Annotated in this window: 16 protein-coding genes and 2 pseudogenes; 2 read left to right on the forward strand and 16 right to left on the reverse strand. The window is 64.2% G+C overall.

Features of this window, described 5'->3' with window-relative positions:
- Window positions 1–23: 23 nt before the first annotated feature.
- The 4 genes and pseudogenes from ACVWW3_RS33380 to ACVWW3_RS33395 form a co-directional block, all read right to left on the reverse strand.
- Window positions 24–410, reverse strand: coding sequence for an MAPEG family protein (locus ACVWW3_RS33380; protein WP_456651839.1), 387 nt, complete (start codon window positions 408–410; stop codon window positions 24–26).
- 27 nt (window positions 411–437) lie between these two features.
- Window positions 438–1520 carry a lipocalin-like domain-containing protein gene (locus ACVWW3_RS33385; protein ID WP_456651838.1) on the reverse strand — a complete coding sequence of 361 codons (1083 nt, stop codon included), beginning with the start codon at window positions 1518–1520 and terminating at the stop codon, window positions 438–440.
- A complete protein-coding gene (locus ACVWW3_RS33390) occupies window positions 1510–3972 on the reverse strand; it encodes an ABC transporter permease (protein WP_456651837.1) in 2463 nt (820 codons plus the stop codon). The genes ACVWW3_RS33385 and ACVWW3_RS33390 overlap by 11 nt, the downstream gene beginning before the upstream one ends.
- Window positions 3969–4623, reverse strand: a pseudogene (locus ACVWW3_RS33395) (ABC transporter ATP-binding protein). Before ACVWW3_RS33395 ends, ACVWW3_RS33390 begins: the two are co-directional and overlap by 4 nt.
- 143 nt (window positions 4624–4766) lie before the next feature.
- Here ACVWW3_RS33395 and ACVWW3_RS33400 point away from each other — a divergent pair.
- Window positions 4767–6092 carry an MFS transporter gene (locus tag ACVWW3_RS33400; protein ID WP_456651835.1) on the forward strand — a complete coding sequence of 442 codons (1326 nt, stop codon included), beginning with the start codon at window positions 4767–4769 and terminating at the stop codon, window positions 6090–6092.
- 108 nt (window positions 6093–6200) lie between these two features.
- Here the strand turns inward: ACVWW3_RS33400 and ACVWW3_RS33405 are convergent, their stop codons facing one another.
- The 11 genes and pseudogenes from ACVWW3_RS33405 to soxX form a co-directional block, all read right to left on the reverse strand.
- Window positions 6201–7916 (reverse strand): N-acyl-D-amino-acid deacylase family protein, encoded by a 1716-nt coding sequence (locus ACVWW3_RS33405; protein ID WP_456651834.1) that lies wholly within the window; start codon window positions 7914–7916, stop codon window positions 6201–6203.
- Between the two features lie 49 nt (window positions 7917–7965).
- Window positions 7966–9174 carry an MFS transporter gene (locus ACVWW3_RS33410; protein ID WP_354048202.1) on the reverse strand — a complete coding sequence of 403 codons (1209 nt, stop codon included), beginning with the start codon at window positions 9172–9174 and terminating at the stop codon, window positions 7966–7968.
- Window positions 9175–9319: 145 nt separating this feature from the next.
- Entirely contained in the window at window positions 9320–9487 is a 168-nt protein-coding gene (locus ACVWW3_RS33415; RefSeq protein ID WP_247351809.1) for a hypothetical protein, read from the reverse strand.
- Between the two features lie 90 nt (window positions 9488–9577).
- Window positions 9578–10615 (reverse strand): MBL fold metallo-hydrolase, encoded by a 1038-nt coding sequence (locus ACVWW3_RS33420; protein WP_354103282.1) that lies wholly within the window; start codon window positions 10613–10615, stop codon window positions 9578–9580.
- Between the two features lie 269 nt (window positions 10616–10884).
- The gene (locus ACVWW3_RS33425; protein ID WP_456651833.1) at window positions 10885–11343 is read right to left on the reverse strand and encodes a DsrE family protein; all 459 of its coding nucleotides are present in this window, start codon (window positions 11341–11343) and stop codon (window positions 10885–10887) included.
- A complete protein-coding gene (gene soxB, locus ACVWW3_RS33430; protein WP_456651832.1) occupies window positions 11340–13091 on the reverse strand; it encodes a thiosulfohydrolase SoxB in 1752 nt (583 codons plus the stop codon). Before soxB ends, ACVWW3_RS33425 begins: the two co-directional genes overlap by 4 nt.
- 55 nt (window positions 13092–13146) lie before the next feature.
- The gene (locus tag ACVWW3_RS33435) at window positions 13147–13452 is read right to left on the reverse strand and encodes a hypothetical protein (RefSeq protein WP_247442178.1); all 306 of its coding nucleotides are present in this window, start codon (window positions 13450–13452) and stop codon (window positions 13147–13149) included.
- The gene (gene soxA / locus ACVWW3_RS33440; RefSeq protein WP_456651831.1) at window positions 13449–14312 is read right to left on the reverse strand and encodes a sulfur oxidation c-type cytochrome SoxA; all 864 of its coding nucleotides are present in this window, start codon (window positions 14310–14312) and stop codon (window positions 13449–13451) included. The genes ACVWW3_RS33435 and soxA overlap by 4 nt, the downstream gene beginning before the upstream one ends.
- Entirely contained in the window at window positions 14312–14623 is a 312-nt protein-coding gene (gene soxZ / locus ACVWW3_RS33445) for a thiosulfate oxidation carrier complex protein SoxZ (RefSeq protein WP_247442181.1), read from the reverse strand. The genes soxA and soxZ overlap by 1 nt, the downstream gene beginning before the upstream one ends.
- A gap of 15 nt (window positions 14624–14638) precedes the next feature.
- Window positions 14639–15124, reverse strand: a complete 486-nt coding sequence (gene soxY / locus ACVWW3_RS33450; protein ID WP_247351821.1) for a thiosulfate oxidation carrier protein SoxY — start codon at window positions 15122–15124, stop codon at window positions 14639–14641.
- 25 nt (window positions 15125–15149) lie between these two features.
- Window positions 15150–15510: pseudogene (soxX, locus tag ACVWW3_RS33455) on the reverse strand (sulfur oxidation c-type cytochrome SoxX).
- Window positions 15511–15737: 227 nt separating this feature from the next.
- Between soxX and ACVWW3_RS33460 the strand changes: the two are divergent.
- Window positions 15738–16421, forward strand: coding sequence for a DUF938 domain-containing protein (locus tag ACVWW3_RS33460; RefSeq protein ID WP_456651829.1), 684 nt, complete (start codon window positions 15738–15740; stop codon window positions 16419–16421).
- Here ACVWW3_RS33460 and ACVWW3_RS33465 read toward each other — a convergent pair.
- Window positions 16411–17025, reverse strand: a complete 615-nt coding sequence (locus ACVWW3_RS33465) for a DsrE family protein (RefSeq protein ID WP_456651828.1) — start codon at window positions 17023–17025, stop codon at window positions 16411–16413. The genes ACVWW3_RS33460 and ACVWW3_RS33465 overlap by 11 nt on opposite strands.
- Between the last annotated feature and the right edge of the window lie 2 nt (window positions 17026–17027).

The following is a 17027-nucleotide window of genomic DNA, read 5'->3' on the forward strand; positions in this document are numbered from 1 at the left end:
ATGCTACTCCACGCCGTCGCCCCCTACGCCAGCCGCAACACCAACGCTCCCAGCGCCCCCGCCCACAGCGCAATCGCGGCGATGCCCTGGATCATGAAGCCCGGGCCGCGTTTTGCGGCGGCCTTCGAATAGCCGATGAAATAGACGATACGGCCAGCGATCCAGACCGCGCCGATTCCCGCTGCGATCGCGTCGCCGATATAGATCGCGAACAGCCAGAGAGCCGGCAGGAAGATCGGCATCCATTCCAGCGTGTTCATCTGGATTCGGAACGCGCGCTCGAAATCCGGATGGCCCGACATTGCCGGCACCTTGACGCCGGTTTTGGTGCGCGAGCGTGACACGTTCATGGCTGTGAAGAAGTAGAACAGGATCGCCAGCAGCGTGACGAGGCCGGTGAGGTGATACATCGCTAATCCCTTCGAAGAGGTCCCGGTTCAATACCCGGTCAGCTCGAGATAGCCAACGCCGTCATGCGTGCCGGCAAAGCTGATCGGCCCTTCCCAATAGGAGAAGCCGGTCCCCATCCAGGCTTTTGGATTGAGCGGCTTGCAGAGGATCGAGAACGATCGTGAGGGGATCGCGATCTGCCATTCCACCGGCAGCTTGCGTCCCGCGACCTCGGCGGTCGCCTTCGGACTCATCTGGATGTCGTTGCCCGCGATCATTTGCGTGTCGCCGGCGGCGCTGATCCAGTTGCCGAACGGATAATCCTTGCCGCCCTTTTGGCGCAGCCGGTACAGCATCAGCTTGTCGCCCGACGCGAGATGCAGCGACAGCCAGTCCCAGCCGGTCTGGTCGGTGTCGAGCGGCTGACTGCTCCATTCGCGGTCCATCCAGGCCTGGCCGGAAACATCGAGCGTCTTTTCGTCGACGGTGAGCCTGCCGCGGGCGCGATAGAACGGCTGGCTGTAATAGTAGGAGGCCTGCCCGCGCTCCGACTTGCGGCTGTAGCCGCCATCGCCCTCCAATATCAAGGGACGATCGGCCTCTAACGTCAGCGCGTAACTGAAATCGGCACCCGAGGCCTTCAGCGTCAGCGGCGCCAGGGTTCGGTCGCCGGTGCGCTCGGATCCGTTCATCGCCCAATCGTCGATCCAGGCCGCAAACGGTTTTACCGTAACGCCGGCCTGCCCAATCCCACCGCGTGAAAACAGCTCGTTGAAACGGTGAGTATCGGCGCGCGTCACCGCGGCATGCGCCATCCAGATTTGCTGATTGGCCCAGCCCTCGCCTTGCGGTCCCGGCTGCGCTGCCTGGCGGAACAGCGTCCATTGCAGGCCGCAAGCCGCGCCGCCGGCATCGACGAGATTCGCCGTGAGATACCACCACTCGATGCGAAACTCCGGGTGCGGCCCGTGATCGTTCGGAAAAGCGAACGTTTTCCCGGGCGTTACCTTCGCAAAGCCGTCGGCCGTCTCGCCGAGCCCTGCATAGCCTTGCGCGCTGGCGCGGCGAACAGCCGCGAGCGCGGCGATGCCGCCGGCGAAGGTGCGCCGCGAAATCCCGTCAGCGCTCATTGGCAAACACCTTGACGAGGCTCGCCGGCTGCATCCGTGCCAGTCGGATCATCGGCAGCAGGGCGGCCAGCAGCGCGGCGAGCAGCGCGACCGCGACCAGCTCGATCAATTGCAGCGGAAACACGTGGAACGGCAGCCGCCAGCCGAACGCTTTTACGTTGACGATCGCGATCAGGCACCACGCCACCAACAGCCCGAGCGGCACAGCCAAGAGCGACGTGAACAGCGCAGCCGACAGCGTCTTGGTCAATTCGATCGCGGCGAGGCGAGGCCGCGTGATGCCGATTGCCCAGAGCGGCGCGAGCTGCGGCAGGCGCGAGTTCGCCAGTGTCAGCAAGCTGGTCAGAAGCGCGATCCCGGCGACGCCGAGCGTGAACGCATTCAAAGCGGAAGTGACGGCAAAGGTGCGGTTGAAGATGCGGATGGATTCCGCTTTCACCGTCGCCTGGTCGGCGACGCTGCGGTGGTCGAGCGCAAATTGCTTCTGCAGCGCTGCGATCAGGCCGGGGATATTCTCCTTGGCGACAATGAGGCCGATCCGCGTCTGCGGCGTCTGCGGAAATTGCCGGATCAGCGCCGCGACATTCACCGCCAACTGTCCCTTGGGATTACCGTAGTCGGCATAGATGCCGACGATGTCGAGCTCCCAGGTCCCGCCCGGCGCCGGCACCTCCAGGACATCGCCGACGCGGACGTTGAGGCGGCGGCTCAGCTGCTCGCTGATGAAGGCGGCATTGCCGGGCACGAGCTGGGTCCATGCACGTGGCGCGGCCTCCAACAACGGCCACCGCTCGCGATAGAGCGCGTGGTCGGGCAGGCCGAACAGCTCCACCGGCTGGCCCTGCACTTGCGTCTCGGCCCGCCCGCCCGACAGGATCGCCTGGACATCGCTGCGCTCCTTCAGCCAGTTGCGGATCGCGATGGCTTTCGCATTATCGGAGGCGCTGATGTAGACGTCGGCTGCGAGCCGCCCATTGAGCCAACCGACAAAAGTGCGGCTGAACGTTTCCACCATCGTGGAGACGCCGACATTGACGGCGAGCGCGAGCAGCAGCGCCATCAGCGCCAGCGACAACCCGGAGAGCTGTTGCCGGCTGTCCGCCCAGAACCACAGCGCGAGCGGTTTTCGTGCACAACGCTGACCGACGAGCAGGATGAGTTCGAGGAAGGCCGGCAGGATCAGCGCCGCGCCGAGCATCAGTGCTGCCAGCACGCCAAAGCCCGCGATCAGCGACTGTCCGTACTGGAGCAGCAGCAGCGCGACCGCGAACACGGCGCATGCAGCCCCGCTCTGCAGGATCAGCCAGCGGCGCTGCCTCTGTTGCCAGGCGCGCGGCTGCGCGGTCGCCAGCACCGGCATCCTGACCGCCTTGATCAGGCTGGTCGCGGCCGCGACCAGCGCGCCGGCAATGCTGATGCCGATACCCGCGAGCCACCATTCGGAGCGCAGCGTGAGCTGTCCCGGGATCTGCGCGCCATAGAGCCCGCGCAGCGACGCCGCGACGTCGGGCAACAGCGCGGCGGCAATGAAATAGCCGCACACCAGCCCGATCAGGCCGGCGACCAGCGCCAGTGCCACCAGCTCGACCACCAGCACGGTGTTGACCAGTCGCGCCGAGGCACCGCAGGCCCGCAGCGTGCGCAGCATCGGCAGCCGCTGTTCGAAAGCGAGACCGACGGCTGAATTGACGATGAAGAGACCGACGAAGAACGACAGCAGGCCGAACGCCGTGAGGTTGAGATGAAAGCTGTCGGTGAGGCGCTCCAGCTCGGTCTCCGCATTCGGCTCGACGCGCTGCAACTGGTCGCCGACGACGCTCGCTAATGGCGCGGGCTTGCCCTTCGGTTTGCCGATCAGAAGCCGCGAGATCTGGTCCGGCTTGTTCAGCAGCCGCTGCGCCACGCCGATATCGACCACCAGCACGTCGGGCACGAGCTGCGGCAGCACGCGCAGCGGCGGCAGTTTTGCGCCGTTGCTGATCGGTGGTGCCGCGCCTTCCTGCTCCTGCACATCGCTCAGCGTCTCCCGCGCCACCAGCGTCTGGCCCGGCGGCGCGATGAAGCTGCCGAGATCCGAAGCACCGAGGCGCGGCGCGTTGCCGACATCCGCCGGCAGCGTCACTGGCTCGATCCCGAGCAATCGCACCGAGCGTCCGTTGACCTGGACCCGTCCCTCCAGCATCGGCGAAACCGGCCAGCCGGCGCGGCGGAGCTTGACGAACAGCTCCTGCGAAAAGGTCGCGGCATCAGGTGCGACCAGCATCGCGGTGCGCGCGCCGCCGAAGGTCGCCGCGGCGCGGTCATAGGCGTTGCGTGCCTGCTGGTTGATCGCCTGCACGCCGCTCCACAGCGCGGTTGCCGAAATCAGCCCGATCAGGAGCGTCGCGAACTGCATCTTGTGGCGCCGCCAATGGCTGAGCAGCACGGCGAGGATCCAGAGCGCGCGCCTCATGCGATCCGGCCTGCATGCAGGATGACCTGGCGATCGAGTGTCGCAGCCAGATGCAGGCTGTGCGTCACCATCAGGAAGCCGCAGCCGGTGCGCGTGACGAGATCGCGCGTCAGGGCCAGCACGTCCTCGGCGGTGGCCTCGTCGAGATTGCCGGTCGGCTCGTCCGCCAGCAGCAGCGAGGGCTTTGTCGCCAGCGCACGGCCGATCGCGACCCGTTGCTGCTGCCCGCCTGATAATTGTTTCTGGATAACGCTTGAGCAGGCTGTCGAGCCCGAGCCGCTCGATCAGCTCCCTGGACCAGGCTGCATCATGCCGGCCGGCGATCCGCGCCTGGAAGGCGAGATTGTCCGCGACCGAGAGCGACGGGATCAGATTGAATTGCTGAAACACCAGGCCGATCCGATCGCGCCGCAGGCCTGCACGCCCCGCATCAGACAGCTTGGTGACCTCGGTGCCTTCCAGCCGGATCGTGCCGCCATCGGCGGCATCGAGCCCCGCGATCAGGTGCAACAGCGTGCTCTTGCCGCTGCCGGATTCGCCGGTCAGTGCGACCCGCTCGCCGGCCTTGAGGTCGAGATCGACGCCGCGCAGCACATGGACCGGCTCGCCGGCCGAAGGGAACGTCTTGGAGAGGTTTCGAATGCTCAGCACGATGAATGGCGCCGGACGGAATTAGCGGAATTGCTGCGTAGCACACTTGCTCCGGAAATGCCGGGTTGCGTTGGTCTCGAAGCCGTTGTTAGCTTCCAGGACGGTCAAATCAAAAAAGTGCCAAAAAGACGACGGGGGGAATCATGAGCGTTCAGGGAACGGCAGCGGTGGCGGGCAAGACGACGGGGACGCCAAAGGGAGCCTGGACGGTCACCTTTCTGCTGTTTCTGTTCATGCTGGTAAACTTCGCCGACAAGATCGTCGTCGGCCTCGCCGGCGTGCCGATCATGGCAGACCTGAATCTCCGGCCGGAGCAGTTTGGTCTGCTCGGCTCCTCGTTCTTCTTCCTGTTCTCGATTTCCGCCATCGTAGTCGGCTTCATCGTCAACAAGGTGCCGACACGCTGGGTGTTGCTCGCGCTGGCGGTGGTCTGGGCGCTGGCGCAGTTTCCGATGGTCGGCACCGTCTCGTTCACCACGTTCTTGATCTGTCGCATCGTGCTGGGCGCCGGCGAAGGCCCCGCCTTCTCGGTCGCCGCGCACGCGATCTACAAATGGTTCCCCGACGAGAAGCGGACGCTGCCGACCGCGATCCTGTCGCAAGGTTCGGCCTTCGGTGTAATCCTCGCGGTGCCGGCGCTGAACTGGATCATCGTCAACCATTCCTGGCACTATGCTTTCGGCGCGCTCGGCGTCGTCGGCCTGATGTGGGTTTGTGCCTGGCTCGCGTTCGGCCAGGAAGGCCCGCTGGAGGATACGCAGGCTCTGGCAGCGACCCAACCGAAAATCCCCTACTTGCGCCTTCTAACCTCACGCACCTTTCTCGGCTGCGTGATCGCGACCTTCGGCGCCTATTGGGCGCTGTCGCTCGGCCTCACCTGGTTCACGCCATTCATCGTCAAGGGCCTCGGGTTCACGCAGAGCCAGGCCGGCTTCGTCTCGATCCTGCCCTGGGTGTTCGGCGCCACAATCGTTATTCTCACGGGCTGGATCTCGCAGGTGATGAATGCGCGCGGCTATACCACGCGCATTTCGCGCGGCGTGCTCGGCTCGGTGCCGCTGATCATCGGCGGTCTGATCCTGGCGACGATGCCGCATGTGCAGGGCGCTGGATTGCAGATCGCGCTACTCGTCGTCGGCTCGGGCCTGTGCGGCGCAATCTATGTCGTTTGCCCGCCGATGCTCGGCGAGTTCACGCCGACGTCGCAGCGCGGCGCGATCCTCGCGATCTATGGCGCGCTCTACACGCTCTCCGGCATCATCGCGCCGAACGTCATGGGCGCCGTGATCCAGCGCTCCGGCAGCATGCTCGACGGTTACATGACCGGCTTCACCATCAACGCGGCGGTCATGGTCGGCTCCGGTCTGCTCGGGCTGCTTCTGCTCTGGCCGAACACGGAAAGGGCCAGGCTGACCGGTAGTGCAGCCCCGCAAGCTGCGCCGCTGAAGAGCGCGGTGTCGGCGACGTAAGGAGCGCGCTGCTCGTTCCAACCAACACTGTCGTCCCGGCCTCGTCCGCAATTGCCCACTAGGCCGGGACGACACCGGAGATAGAGGCAGCGCCTCCGCGCCTTAGCGCTACTGCATCCCCTGCGCACCCCGAATCAACTTCCCCGGCCGTCTTCCCGTGGCCTCGCCCTGCCGTCGCGTCACCACGCCCGACACGATCGTCGCCTCATAACCATCGACATCCTGCAACAGCCGCCGTCCGCCGACCGGCAAATCGTAGTGCACCTTCGGCGGATGCAAATGCAGCCGGCCGTAGTCGATCACATTGACGTCGGCTTTATAGCCGGGAGCGATCAGCCCGCGATCGGTGAGGCCGACCGAGAGCGCGGTCTTGCGCGATTGCGCGGCGACCACGAACGGGATCGTCAGCTTCTCGCCGCGCTTGCGGTCACGTGTCCAGTGCGTCAGCAGATAGGTCGGAAAGCTCGCGTCGCAGATGATGCCGCAATGCGCACCGCCATCGGAGAGGCCGGGCACCGATTGCGGATCAATCAGCATCTCGCGCGTCGCGTCCAGATTGCCGTCGGCATAGTTGAGGAACGGCACGTAAAGCATGCCGCGGCCGTCGTCCGACAGCATCGCCTCATAGGCGAGCTCCTCCGGCTGCCGGCCCTGCTTGCGCGCCTGCGGGCCCAGCGCGTTCTCCGGCGGCTGCTCGTAATCGGGGGGGTCGCCGAGCAAGAACATCTTGTCGTAGTTGGGACGGAAGAACAGCGGATCGTCGGTCGCAGTCGCCGTCTCGCTCAAAATTGCCTCGCGCACCTCGCTTTGATGCAACCGCGCCAGCCGCTCCTTCAGCGGCAGATGCGCGATCGCCTTGTAGCTCGGATGGGTCTGGAACGGGTTTCGCGACAGCTCGAGCCCGAGCAGGAGGCCGACGGGCCGCGCGGCGATCTGCGCGGTGATCGAGAGGCCACGCTTCGCTGCCGCATTGATCTCGTCCAGCGTCCGGCGCCAGCGCTGCGGCGCCTTGTCGTTCTGCGTGATCGAGAACGAGATCGGGCACTTCGTGGCGTCAGCCACCCGCAGCATCATCGGCAGGTCTTCGTCGATGGTGGAGAGATCGAGCACGAATTGCAGAACGCTGCGTCCCTCACGATGCATCGCGCCCGCAATCGCGGTGAGCTCGTCCTCGCCGGCCTTCAGCGTCGGCGTGAAATCGCCGGTCGAGGTGCGGTGGTTGAGGGTGCGAGAGGTCGAGAAGCCCAGCGCGCCCGAGCGCACCGCCTCGCCCGCGAGCTTTGCCATCGCCGCATTGTCTTCCGCCGTAGAAGGATCGCGGCGCGCGCCGCGCTCGCCCATGACATAGACCCGCAGCGCCGCATGCGGCAGCTGCGCGCCGACATCGATGTCGAAATCGCGCTTGGAGAGCCATTCCATGTAATCCGGAAAGCTCTCCCATGCCCAGGGGATGCCGGCGCTCAGGACGGGCTCGGGAATGTCCTCGACGCCTTCCATGAGCTGGATCAGGCGGGTGTGGTCGGCGGGCTTGCACGGCGCAAAGCCGACGCCGCAATTGCCCATGATCGCGGTGGTGACGCCGTTCTGCGAGGACGGCGTCATGTCCTGGCTCCAGGTGACCTGGCCGTCGTAATGGGTGTGAACGTCAACGAAGCCCGGCGTGACGAGCTTGCCGCGCGCGTCGATCTCTTCCTGTCCCTTTGCAGCGACCTTTCCGATCTTGCTGATTCTGCCGCCGGTGATGGCGATGTCAGCCTCGAACAGCTCGCCGCCGCTTCCATCTGCGACCGTGCCGCCGCGGATCACGAGATCAGGGTTGCTCATGGTGTTTCTTCCCCGTTTGTTGTTGTTTCTTGTCGTCCCGGCGTTGCAGCTACGCCTTGGCTTGCCGCTTCCGCTCCGTGAACGGCGACAGCACCACCGTCGCCAGCATGAAGATCACGGACGCCCCGAACACCCAATGCGGCGCGCTCTGGTCCATGATCCAGCCGAACAACAGCGGACTGACGATGCCGCCGAGATTGAAGCCGGTGGAGACGATGCCGAAGGCGCGGCCTGCCGCGCCGGGAGGAGCTGCATTGCGCACCAGCATGTCGCGCGAGGGTGCGATCACGCCGGAGAGGAAGCCCGCCATCATCATCGCGGCCGTCAGGATCCAGCCGGGCAGCGTCACCAGCGCGATCAGCAGCACGATCAGCGCATTCGCAGCGAAGCAGGCGGCGGCGACATAGCCGTGGCGCTCGGTGTGGTCGGCAAGGAAGCCGCCCGCGAGCACGCCGACGGCGCTTGCACCGAGGAACGCGGTGAGCGCGACATTGGCTGCGGAATAGGTCGCGCCATAGCCACTCATCAGCGCCACCACGCCGAAATTGTTGATGCCGGCCACCGACAGGCTGAGCAGCATGAACAGCGCCGTCAACGTGATCAGCGCCGGCGTGATGACGGCCTGCTTCGGTGCGTTCTCGTTGCCCGGCTTTGACTTGTGCGCGCCGGCATCGGGAATGTTCATGGTCACCAGCAACAGCGCGACCAGAACACCGATCGCGCCCGACGCGATCAGCGCACCGCCACCGCCAGACACCGTGACGAGCGCAGCAACGATTGCGGGTGCGACCGCGCCGCCAAAATAGCCGGCAAAAGTGTGGATCGAGAACGCACGGCCCATCCGCGCTTCGTCCATGTGCTCGGCGAGGATGGCGTAATCGGCGGGATGGTAGACGCTGTTGGCGAGCCCGAGCAGCACGGCGCAGGCGATCAGCGAGGTGTAGCTCAGGTGCAGGCCGAGCAGGATCAGCGCGATCCCGCCGAGGGTGAGGCCGCCGAGCAGGATCTTTCGCGCGCCAAAATGGTCGACGAGATAGCCGGTCGGCGCCTGCGTCAGCCCCGATACCACGGCGGACACGGTAAGCGCGAAGCCGAGCTCGACATAGCCGACGCCGAGCTGGCTTTTCAGGAACGGGAACAGCATCGGCAGGACCAGCAGATGGAAATGGCTGACCCAATGCGCGATCGAAATTCCGGTCAGCGTGCGTAGCGCGCTGTCCGCCTTGCCTTGCTGCGGTGCGGCAAGAACGTCAACCATTGCAGTTCCGTTTCACGTCACTTGGACACGCGCAAATTATCGGGGACAGCGGTTATTTGTCCATGAACGCAGGCGCATGGCAGGTAGCAGAGGTGACTGGCTGCGATCTCGATCATTCAGCGGTCGCAGGGCGAACATCACCGCCTCACAAGGGCTCATCGTCATTCCCATGGCGATCACGCTTCGGTGTAGCAAAATCGCCGTCTTCGTAATCGTCGTCGATCTCGCGCGGGGGCGGAGGCTGCTTTGCCTTGTTCTCGGCCGTCTTGGTCTTCGTCTTTGGCGGCTCGCTCGGCTTGCCGATCTTGGCCATGGCTGCTCCCGGATGGTGATGCTGCATCCGTCCTAGCCCGACTATATGGGCGGTTCCTGATCTATCTCAAGAATGGCGGCGAGGCCGTCGTCAGTGCATCACCGGCCCGCCGGCCTTCTTCCAGGCATCGATCCCCCCGGCGATATGCGCGGTGTTGGTGAGCCCGGTCTCCTTGGCGGCGGCCACAGCCATCGCCGAGCGTTCGCCGAAGGCGCAGAAGAACACGACGCGGCGGCCGGTGGCGGCCGCGACCTCGCGCAGCATGCCGCCGGGCTTGAGGCTGTCTTCAATGGATGGATAGGGCGTATGCAGCGCGCCTTCGAGCATGCCGTGCTTCATCCGCTCATTGGTCTCGCGCAAATCGACCAGCAGGATGTCGGGCCGGCCGAGCGAGCGGATCGCCTCGACGGCGCTGAGCGCGCGGCCCTCTTTCTCGAGCTCCTCCTGATGCAGGCCGACATGCATGTTGGCGGGCACTGCGACGTCCATCATCTTCGGATTGGGCAGCTTCAGATTGGCCATCAGCTCGATATAGTCGTCGACCGAGCGCACCTGAAGCCGCGGATTGTAGCGCTTCTCCTCGCCGATAGTGGAGACGGTGTCGCCCTTGTAGTCATGCGCCGGGAACACCATCGTCTCGTCCGGCAGCTTCAGCAGCCGATTGAAAATCGACTCGTATTGTGCGCGCGAAGATCCGTTCTGGAAATCGGTGCGGCCGGTGCCGCGGATCAGGAGCGTATCACCGGTGAAGACGCGGTCGCCCATCAGATAGGAATAGGAATCGTCGGTGTGGCCGGGCGTGTACATCACGTCGAGCGACAGGCCCTCGATCGTCACCTTGTCGCCGTCGGCAACCCGCATCGCCACCACGTCGGCCTTGGTCTGGTCGCCCATCACGGTCATGCAATGGGTGCGGTCGCGCAGCTCGCCGAGGCCGGTGACGTGGTCGGCGTGCAGATGCGTGTCCACCGCCTTGACCAGCTTGAGGTCGAGCTCGCGCAGCAACTGGCAGTAGCGGTCGACCTTCTCCAGCACGGGATCGAGGATCAGCGCCTCGCCGCCGGGGCGGCTCGCCAGAAGATAGCTGTAGGTACCCGAAACACTGTCGAAGAGCTGGCGGAAGATCATGGCAAGACCCGCGTGAACTACCTTGAAATTCTACTACACTTCGGTCCAAAAAGAGAAGTAATTGACTGTCTAAGTAAGGTAATTTAGAAGATTTTTATTCCCGCGATGGGCGGCTGGGAGTCACCTCAGCCACCGCTGTCATTCCCCGCGAAGGCGGGGAATCCAGTACGCCGCGGCCTTTCCGTACCCCTCGCGGTGTCGGAGTCCTGGATCGCCGACCGCGGGCGACGACACCGAATGTGCCGCGACGTTTTGCCCAGACAAAAGGCTCAGGGCCGCACCAATGTGTACCCATTCTCCGCCAGAAACAGGATCTGCCCGACACCCACCTGCACCGGTGTGGCCGCGGGAATGAACTCCGGCCGCTTGCCCGTCTCCCGCTCGATCGTGTCGACGGTGTTGAGGCAGATGTCGAAGCGTACGCCTTGCGCGATCAGGCTCTCGACCTGCTTGCGGCGCTCGCTGCCTGACAACAGCAGATCGATGCCGGGACCGAACGCCACCACCTCGATCGCAATTTTGTCGGGGTCGTAGGCCTTCAGCAAATTGTTGGCGACGCTCAGCACCAGCGCCTGCTTCTTGGCATCGCCATCGGAGAGCTGCAACACGACCTTGTGCTCCGCGAACGGCTTGTCCTGGAGCGGCACCTGCTGTGCGTAAGCGAGCGGCGTGGCAGCGAAGGCGAGCAGCGCCAGCAGCATCGCGGATAAGATCTGCGATCGCATCATCCCTGTCCTGCAATACCTGGATTGCCCTCGACGCCTTTCAGCGTGACGCCGGAGCCGAGCCGCTCCTGTAACATCCGGCCCGAGCGCAGATATTTGGCGACGACCTCCCACACCGGCGCGCCTTGCTGGCCGTTGACGGAGGCCCAGCCCGCCACCTTGTAGCGGTGGTTTGCGGAAACCGCCTTGCCGCCGTTGAGCTTCAACTCGGAGATGCGGCTGCCGATCGCAGCCGTCGGGGTGCAGGTGTAGCGGAGCCCGCCGGCGCGCACCATGTCACCGCCCTGCTGGTAATAGGGGTCGGGATTGAAGAGATTGTCGCAGATGTCTTCCAGCACGTCCTTGATCTGCGTGCCGGTCATCTCCTGCACATAGGTCTCGGGATAGCTGATCGCGGTTTCCGCAAGCAAATCCTCCATGGTCAGCGCCTGGCCGGACAGCGCGGTGACGCCCCAGCGGAAGCCCGGCGACAGCGCGACCTCGGCATCGAGCTCGCTGCGCAGCGCGGTGCAGATCAGCTCGTCGACCGGGCCGGCGAAATTGTCGCGGCGATACAGCAGGCGATCGGGCGTTGCGATCTTCTCCGACCAGTCGGTGACGAAGGGCGCCCGCAACCGGCCAATCAGTTCGGCCATCCCCGGATCGGGTTTCAACAGCTCGGAATAGACCGGCAGCAGATGATATTTGATATCGCTGACCTTGCCCTTGTCGAGCGCGAGGTCGAGCACGGCCAAAAATTTTCCGTTGGAGCCGGCGTTGGTGACGAGCGTGGTGCCGCTCGCGTTCTTTACTGCGATTGGCTGCGGGATCGCATCATGGGTGTGGCCGCCGAGAATGACGTTGATGCCGGTGACGCGGCTTGCGAGCTTGAGATCGACGTCCATGCCGTTGTGCGACAGCAGGATGACCGCATCGACCTTGTCGGTGTTGCGCAGGCCGTCGACGTGCTTCTGGAGCTCTTCCTCGCGAATGCCGAAGGTCCAGTCCGGCGTGAACCGTTTGGGATGCGCGATCGGCACGTAAGGGAAGGCCTGGCCGACGATCGCGACGCGATGGCCGCCTAGCTCCTTGATCACCGAGGGCTTGAACACGCGCCCCGTCGCCTTGTCGAAGGCGGGCGCGTCGTTGAATGCGGCTTCCTCGGTGAGAAAAACGTTCTGCGCCAGGAACTCGCCCTTGAAGCGCCCGAGATTGTCGCGCAGCGCCTGCTCGCCATAGGTGAATTCCCAATGCCCGGTCATCGCCTCGATACCGAGCAGGTTTGCGACCTCGACCATGTCGCGGCCCTGCATGATGTTGGTGAGCCCCGTGCCTTGCCAGAGATCGCCGCCGTCAACGAGCACGGAGTGCTTTTCGCCGGCATCGCCGCGCAGGCGATCGATCAGCGTCTTCAGATGGGCGAAGCCGCCGAGCTTGCCGAAGCGGCCTGCGGACTTCTCGAACTCGAAGCAGCTGAAGGCATAGGCATCCGCGCTGTCGGGCCGGATGCCGAAACGTTCGAGGAAGGCGCGGCCGACCAGATGCGGCGGCCGTCCCGCCATCTCGCCGATGCCGATATTGACGCTGGGCTCGCGAAAATAGACCGGATTGAGCTGCGCATGCGTGTCGGTGAGGTGAAGGATGCGCGCATTGCCGAACCGTTCGAGGTCGTAAATGCTCGCGGCCTCGGCTCCGCGCGCAAGCCGCGGCAGGCTGAGCGATGCGGCGGCGAGCCCAGCATTCTTCAGGAAATCGCGGCGGCGGATCGCCATCCAGAAATTCTCCGCGCCCTCTAATGGTCGCAAGGCTGTTGCACGAGCGAACAGTCTAGCGGATTTCCATCGCCTTCCAGGCTTCTTTTTCGGAAATGGCCTGGAAGATCGAGGCCTTCGCCAGCGCCTCGGCCTGCTTGGCTGCGGCGACGGCCCGGTCGAAATCGCCGCCATCGCCCGCTTTCTTCGCGGCGGCCAGCGCCGAGACGGTCACGGTCCATTGGTGGCGCAAGCTGGCGGCCTCCTTCGATGCGGCTTCGGCGGCGGAATAGGCCGTCTTGTAATCCGCCTCATTTGCCGCGCGCGCCGCCGGCGCGAGGCCCAAGGCGAGCAGCATGGCGAGAGGAAGTGACCGCTTCATGGCCGCGCTCCCGGGCCTGATATCGGCAGGCCGTTGGCGACGTAGGACAGGAAATACTCGACGTCGCGATATTCATCCGCCTGCGGCTCCAGTGGAACCGCGCGGGTCTGGCTGTTGCAGGTGACGAAGCGGCGGGTGGTCGTGCCCATGCCGCTCCATTCGGAGCGGTAGATCGGCATCGCGTTCAAGATGCCCAGCGCCGGCGCCAGGATCTCGGCGCGGATGCGCTCGCCCGGGCTCTGCACATGGCAGCTCGCGCAGGAGAAATTCATCTGGCCGCGGCGGGTGTAGAAATACCGCTTGCCGTTCTCGAACGCCGCGAGCGCGCGGGGATCATCGGGAATCTTGATGTCCATCGGCTTGCCGCGCGAGGTGAAGGCCATGTACGCCGTGAGCGAGGCCATCTCGTCCTTGACGTAGGAATAGGGCGCCTCGCCATTGGCCTCGCGGCAGCGGTTGAGCGCCAGCTCCAGCGTGACGACCTTGCCTTCCTTCTCGTCGAAGTAAGGATAGTTCTGGCGGACGCCGATGCCGCCGTTCGGGAAGCAATCGGCATAGGTCTTGCCGTTCTTGAACGGGGTCGCGAACATTTCCTTGCCGGCGTCGAGCGCGAACTCGTAAGGCGGGAATTCCTCCTTCTCCTGCCACTGCCGCTTCATGTCCTCGTTCATCGAATAAGGACCGTTGACGAAATCCTCGTGCTTCACGGTCGGAAATTTCTGGAAGAAGAAGTTCTGGAACGCTTTCGCATCGGCAACGGGATCGACCTTGTCGGCCGCGACCACACGCGGAGAGGCGAGGGCGAACGCGACGAGCGCGGCGCTCAACGAGCCAAGCAGGAGAGAGATGGGGGCCTTCATCACGCGATCTTCGCGGTGGTGGTGTCCGAGCCACCCTTGTTGTCGGTCCAGGAGATCTTGAGATCGTCGCCCTTCTTGGCGCCCTTGAAGCTGAACTTGACGTAGGGGTCCTTGGAAATGGCGGTGCCCCAATCGGCGACGAAGACGTCCTTGCCGTTACATTCGAACTTTAGCTCCTGGATGTAATGCGCGGGGATCAACTCGCCCTTGGCATCCTTGACGAAGCCGGTGTCCATGGGATGCTGGATCAGCGCCTGAACCTCGGTGATGTCGCCGTTGGCGGTAGCGCGGACGCGAATGCTGGATGCCATGTCGAACTTCCTCGCTTAGCCGCCGCAGCCGCCGACGGTGACTTTGACTTCCTTGGTCGCGCTGTAGAGCTTGCCGTCGGCCTCCACGATTGCGACGACGTTGGTGGTCTTGGCCATCTTCAGGCGGTTGGCGACACCAGGGATCGTGCCTTCGGGAATCTTGTAGCTCGCGGCCAGTGCGCTCGGGTTCTCGGCCACGAAGAACGAGATCGAGGTGACCTTGTCGAGCGTCGTCGTCACCGAGATCGGCACGACGCCGCCGTTCTCGGCGATCTCGGGGGCATCCAGCTTGACCTTGTCGGACGGCTCGGCGGTCCTGCCGTAGAGCGCCTTGATGGCGTCCGCTTCGCTCTTCTGCCTGAAGGCCTCTTCCGGATATTTGTCGTTGGCCGCGGCACGCGCGGGAGCGAACGGCAGATTGCCGAGGCCGAGCAGCGCGACCGAGGCCGCGCCCTGGAGGATCAGGCGCCGCGTCGCGCGTGGGCCGGTGAGTGCGGTCATCTCAGGTCTCCTGGCGTGCCGGCGGTCACAGGGTTTGCAGGAAATCAACGATCGCGCTGATCTCCTGTTCGGTCAAAATCCGGTTCCGGGCCGAACGGCGGCATCATGGTCTGCGGATTACGCTTGGTCTCGTCGAAGATGATCGCGGTCAGCTCGTTGCGATCGGGGTACTTGGCCTTGAGGTCCTTCAGTTCCGGCCCGATCGTTCCCGGCAGGTCGCCACCCTTGATGACGTGGCAGGTCAGGCAATTGCCCTTGCCGCGGTCGAAAGCGAGTTTCTGGCCCTCGGTCACGGCGGATTGCGCCCGCACCGGGGTCGCGGCCGCCAAGAGCCCCAAGGCGGCCAGCGCAACGAGCAGGGCGGGTTTGCAGGGAAAGGCGGTCAAGGCGTCGTCCCGAAACATGATCTGGTGTACCAAAGGTAGTGCTCAAAAGCACACCCGGCTCGTTCTGACAATCAAGACTATGCAGGCCGCAAAATGGAGTTAATATCTTCTGCATTGCAACTTAAGGAGCTAGTTCGTCCGTAAGGCCTGTTGGGGCCAGTCATTTTTTCTCGGGCGCTTGGCTCTGATCGCGTTTTCGTCTGCTTCTTCTTTTCCGGGGACTTCAATTGGCTGAATATGTCGTCGAATTTGGCAGGGACGGCGGGCGGGTCGAGTCGGATGGCCGTCTCGATGCACCCGCGTTTCATCGCAATCACGAATCGCTCTGGGCGGTACTGGAAAAGCATCTCGCCGGCTGCACCGGCGACGTGGTCGAGCTCGGCAGCGGAACCGGGCAGCACGTGGTCCACTTCGCCCGCCACACGCCCGGCCTGATCTGGTGGCCCAGCGATCTCAACCAGCGCCACATCAAGAGCATCGAGGCCTGGCGCGTTCATGCCGGCCTGCAAAACATCCGTTCGCCCTTGCGGATCGATCTCACGGATCCCGACTGGTGTCTGGAGATGACGAGCGGGCAGGGGCCGACAAGTCTTGCCGCCGTGTTCTGCGCCAATGTCATCCACATCGCGCCATGGGAGGTCGCCGAGGGCCTGTTCGCCGGCGCCGGCCGCTATTTGCGGGCCGACGGCAAGCTGTTCCTCTACGGCCCCTTCAAGCGCGGCGGCAAGCACACCGCGCTCAGCAATGCCGTGTTCGACACATCCTTGCGTGAAGGCAATCCCGACTGGGGCGTGCGCGACATCAGCGACGTCGAGCGCCTCGCACGCGGCGTAGGTCTTCGCCTCGTCGATACGATCGACATGCCGGCGAACAATCTGACCCTGGTGTTCTCGCGTGACCTCACGGTTTGATGTAGCTCCAGCCCTGCTCCTGCAGCTCCATAACGCGGACGACGCCGGATTTAACAACCGTCGCCTGAGCAATCAGGTTGATGTCCTTGTTCTCCGCCTTACGCATATTTTCCTGGGTGTTTCCGCAGGCCTTGAAAGAAATTTCGGGATGGCTCATCGCGAGCACCTCGATGCGCGGCTTTACCGGCGAAGTGTCATCGCGCAGCATGTGAAGGCCAGGGCCAAAGGTGACGACCTCGATCGACACCGCCTCACCGAGCTCGCGGTAGTATTGCGCGACGTTGGTTGCATTGTTGAGTACCAAGTTCATCATCGCGGGTTCGTTGGAATTCACTTGCAGGATCAGCCGATGCGACTTGTTGGCGATCTCGGGTCTTGTTGCTTGAGCCAGCCGCGTCTCACTCGCGGGGGCCCGGTTAATTGTTTGATTCTGCGCCGGCTTTCTCGCCTGCCTGTGTCCGCCCGGGTGCTTCTGATTGCTCGCTACGCTCTCACTCGCCTGCGGGATCATATGGTTGTCCGACTCGGCCTGGACGTTTGGCCCGACCAGGAACATCATCGCCAAGCCGCTGATGACTGCGATTGCCGACTTCAGACTGATCATCT

Source organism: Bradyrhizobium sp. LM2.9, assembly GCF_054056555.1.

Bases quoted from the DNA above. Each gene is read 5' to 3' on its own strand.
- ACVWW3_RS33415 (WP_247351809.1), bottom strand. From the start codon at position 9,487: ATGGCCAAGATCGGCAAGCCGAGCGAGCCGCCAAAGACGAAGACCAAG.
- soxY (WP_247351821.1), bottom strand. From the start codon at position 15,124: ATGACCGCACTCACCGGCCCACGCGCGACGCGGCGCCTGATCCTCCAG.
- soxB (WP_456651832.1), bottom strand. From the start codon at position 13,091: ATGGCGATCCGCCGCCGCGATTTCCTGAAGAATGCTGGGCTCGCCGCC.
- ACVWW3_RS33405 (WP_456651834.1), bottom strand. From the start codon at position 7,916: ATGAGCAACCCTGATCTCGTGATCCGCGGCGGCACGGTCGCAGATGGA.
- ACVWW3_RS33420 (WP_354103282.1), bottom strand. From the start codon at position 10,615: ATGATCTTCCGCCAGCTCTTCGACAGTGTTTCGGGTACCTACAGCTAT.
- ACVWW3_RS33400 (WP_456651835.1), top strand. From the start codon at position 4,767: ATGAGCGTTCAGGGAACGGCAGCGGTGGCGGGCAAGACGACGGGGACG.
- soxA (WP_456651831.1), bottom strand. From the start codon at position 14,312: ATGAAGGCCCCCATCTCTCTCCTGCTTGGCTCGTTGAGCGCCGCGCTC.
- ACVWW3_RS33410 (WP_354048202.1), bottom strand. From the start codon at position 9,174: ATGGTTGACGTTCTTGCCGCACCGCAGCAAGGCAAGGCGGACAGCGCG.
- ACVWW3_RS33465 (WP_456651828.1), bottom strand. From the start codon at position 17,025: ATGATCAGTCTGAAGTCGGCAATCGCAGTCATCAGCGGCTTGGCGATG.
- ACVWW3_RS33385 (WP_456651838.1), bottom strand. From the start codon at position 1,520: ATGAGCGCTGACGGGATTTCGCGGCGCACCTTCGCCGGCGGCATCGCC.
- ACVWW3_RS33435 (WP_247442178.1), bottom strand. From the start codon at position 13,452: ATGAAGCGGTCACTTCCTCTCGCCATGCTGCTCGCCTTGGGCCTCGCG.
- ACVWW3_RS33380 (WP_456651839.1), bottom strand. From the start codon at position 410: ATGTATCACCTCACCGGCCTCGTCACGCTGCTGGCGATCCTGTTCTAC.
- ACVWW3_RS33390 (WP_456651837.1), bottom strand. From the start codon at position 3,972: ATGAGGCGCGCGCTCTGGATCCTCGCCGTGCTGCTCAGCCATTGGCGG.
- ACVWW3_RS33425 (WP_456651833.1), bottom strand. From the start codon at position 11,343: ATGATGCGATCGCAGATCTTATCCGCGATGCTGCTGGCGCTGCTCGCC.
- soxZ (WP_247442181.1), bottom strand. From the start codon at position 14,623: ATGGCATCCAGCATTCGCGTCCGCGCTACCGCCAACGGCGACATCACC.